The organism is Nocardioides sp. CF8, from assembly GCF_000389985.1.
Lineage (GTDB): Bacteria > Actinomycetota > Actinomycetes > Propionibacteriales > Nocardioidaceae > Nocardioides > Nocardioides allogilvus.
Genome location: NZ_CM001852.1, coordinates 192,254 through 194,805, shown reverse-complemented (window position 1 = coordinate 194,805; position 2,552 = coordinate 192,254). Strand labels below are relative to the sequence as shown.

Annotated in this window: 4 protein-coding genes and 1 tRNA gene; 3 read left to right on the top strand and 2 right to left on the bottom strand. The window is 71.9% G+C overall.

Annotated elements, in window-relative coordinates:
* The 3 genes from CF8_RS00935 to CF8_RS20570 form a co-directional block, all read left to right on the top strand.
* On the top strand, window positions 1–1,012 hold a 1,012-nt coding region (locus tag CF8_RS00935; protein WP_198016921.1), incomplete at its 5' end, for a hypothetical protein.
* Between the two features lie 54 nt (window positions 1,013–1,066).
* Window positions 1,067–1,300 carry a biotin/lipoyl-binding carrier protein gene (locus tag CF8_RS00930; protein WP_010831262.1) on the top strand — a complete coding sequence of 78 codons (234 nt, stop codon included), beginning with the start codon at window positions 1,067–1,069 and terminating at the stop codon, window positions 1,298–1,300.
* Window positions 1,301–1,377: 77 nt separating this feature from the next.
* Window positions 1,378–1,905: an NUDIX domain-containing protein gene (locus CF8_RS20570; RefSeq protein ID WP_084622741.1), complete on the top strand. Its 528-nt coding sequence runs from the start codon at window positions 1,378–1,380 to the stop codon at window positions 1,903–1,905.
* 80 nt (window positions 1,906–1,985) lie between these two features.
* On the opposite strand, the gene CF8_RS00920 is transcribed toward CF8_RS20570, so the two are convergent.
* Window positions 1,986–2,075 (bottom strand) — tRNA-Ser (locus CF8_RS00920).
* 54 nt (window positions 2,076–2,129) lie between these two features.
* Window positions 2,130–2,552: nucleoside deaminase (locus CF8_RS00915; protein WP_084622740.1), on the bottom strand; the 423-nt coding region annotated here is incomplete at its 5' end.

Sequence of the window (2,552 nt, the reverse complement as noted above, 5' to 3'; positions counted from 1 at the left end):
CGAGCGGGCCGCCGCCGAACCCGACCAGCCAGCGGCGCCTCGTCGGCTGCCGATGATCGGCGCCGTCGCCGCGGCCGCCGCCGTGCTGCTGGCGGGGCTCACGGCCCTCACGTGCGCGGTCGCCGGCGTCGGTCCCGAGTGGCTCGACGGGGCCGGTGCGATCGCCGTCTCGACGGTCCTCGCGGTGGCGCTGGCCCACCGCACCGGTGGTCGGCCCGGCATCGCGCTCGTGCTCGCCCTGGTCATCGGCCTGGCCGCCGTCCTCGTCGGCGGGCCCACCCTGCAGACCGGCGCGGCCGTGCTCACCGTCGTCGTCGGCGGGGTCTATGCCGTGATGGCGACGGTGCCGGCCGTCAGCTTCTGGCCGGCCGCCCGCGAGGTCTTGATCGCGACCCTGGTGTCCGGGTTCGCCGCGATCGCCGCCGTCGGCTTCGAGCCCACCGTCGTCGCCCAGCGCTTCGACTACGCCTCCCTCATCCTCGCGCTGGCCCTCGTCTTCGCGCTCGTGCACCGCCTCGGGGCGGGCTTCCACGGGCTCGGTCGCCGCGGCCTGATCGCGGTGTTCGCCGGCGTCGTCGTGCTCGTCCTGACCCTGGCCTACGGCGAGCTCCTGCGGCGGTACGGCGCCGGGTCGGTCGTCGGCTCCGTCCTCGACTTCGCCGCCTGGACGGCTGATCGGATCGGCGCCTTCCCGCGGCCGCTGGTGGTGTTCCTCGGCATCCCCGCCCTGCTGTGGGGCTGCTTCCAGCGCGCCCGACGCCGGCAGGGGTGGTGGGTCTGCGCGTTCGGCGTGACCGCGACCGTGCCGCTGGCGCAGGGGCTGCTCGATCCCGACGGCTCGTTCCTCGAGGCCGGTCTGCGTGGGGTCTACTCCCTCGTGCTCGGCCTGCTCCTGGGCTATCTCCTCGTCCGGCTCGACCTCGCCCTCACCGCGCCCCGCGGTCGCCGTGGTCGCCGTGCGGAGGAGGCCGAGGCCCACCGGCCGGAGCCCTCGCGCTTCGCCGAGCTCTGAGCGGCCCGCCTCGCCGAGCACTTCGTACGCCGCGGTAACCACTAGCGTCGAACCATGGCCCGTACGAAGTCGACCGAGATCCTCGCCGAGATGGTCGCCAACGTCCTCAGCGTCGACTGCGAGGTCGGCGACACCATCGGTGCCGGCGACACCGTCGTCCTGCTCGAGTCGATGAAGATGGAGATCCCGGTCCTCGCCGAGCGGCCCGGCCGGGTCACGGCGATCAAGGTCGCCGTCGGCGACGTCGTCCAGGAGGGCGACCCGCTGATCGCGCTCGACCTGCTCTGAGCCGGACAGCCAGCGGCAGGTTTCCGGTGCACCGAGAGACCCGTCCTCATGTCCACGCGGTGTGAAACGGTGGCGCCGTGAGTGAATCCGACCTGCCTCTGCGTGCCTCTTGTCGTGGTCTCGTGTTCGACGACGACTCACGGGTCCTGCTGGCCCAGCACCGGATCGACGAGGAGACGACCGTGTGGGTCGGACCGGGCGGCGGCGTCGAGGACGGGGAATCGCTGGTGGAGGCCCTCGCTCGTGAGCTCTTCGAGGAGACCGGCCTCGTGCTGACGGACCAGACCGCACCCGCACTCGTGTGGGCGCAGGAGAACAGGTTCCCCGAGATGGAACCGCACGGCTACTCCGGTGTGACCGGGCACTTCTACGTCGTGCCGTTGAGCGCCTTCACCAGGGAAGCGGGTGCGCTGGTGGACGCCGCTGACCATCCTTGCGAGGACGGCGTGCTCGACATGCGCTGGTGGTCACTCGACGACGTCGAGGCAGCCCAGCGACAGGCGGTCCTCTTCGGGCCGCGTGCCTTCCCGCGCCTCATGCGTGACCTGCTCGACCCGGACGGGTTCGAGGCAATGAGACGCGCCCCCCTGTTGCTCGGGCTGTGACCCTCGTGGGGCTGCGGAAACCACAAGATCCGAACCCACGTCCGTGGGTTCGGATCTCGTCGATGTCCTGAGACATCACATGGCGGTGGCGGTGGGATTTGAACCCACGGTGGGTTTGACCCCACACAACATTTCGAGTGTTGCACCTTCGGCCGCTCGGACACGCCACCGCGGGGAAGGTTACCGGAGACGGGCGGGGGCGATGAAATCGGATGCCCCGGGGATCAGCGATGCTGCGCGAAGAACCCGTCGAGCAGGGCCGCCGACTCGTCCGCGAGCACCCCGGCGACGACTTCGGGCCGGTGGTTGAGCCGGCGGTCGCGCACGACGTCCCACAGCGACCCGACGGCGCCTGCCTTCTCGTCGAAGGCGCCGAACACGATGCGCTCCACGCGGGCGAGTACGGCCGCACCGGCGCACATCGTGCACGGCTCGAGGGTCACGACGAGGGTGCAGCCGGTCAGCCGCCAGGAGCCGAGCGCGACGGCCGCTCCGCGGAGGGCGACGACCTCGGCGTGGCCGGTGGGGTCGTGGTCGAGCTCGCGGATGTTGTGCCCGACCCCGATCAGCTCACCGGTGGGGGAGATGACCACGGCACCCACGGGCACGTCGTCGGTGGCCAGGGCGGCGCGGGCTTCGGCGAGCGC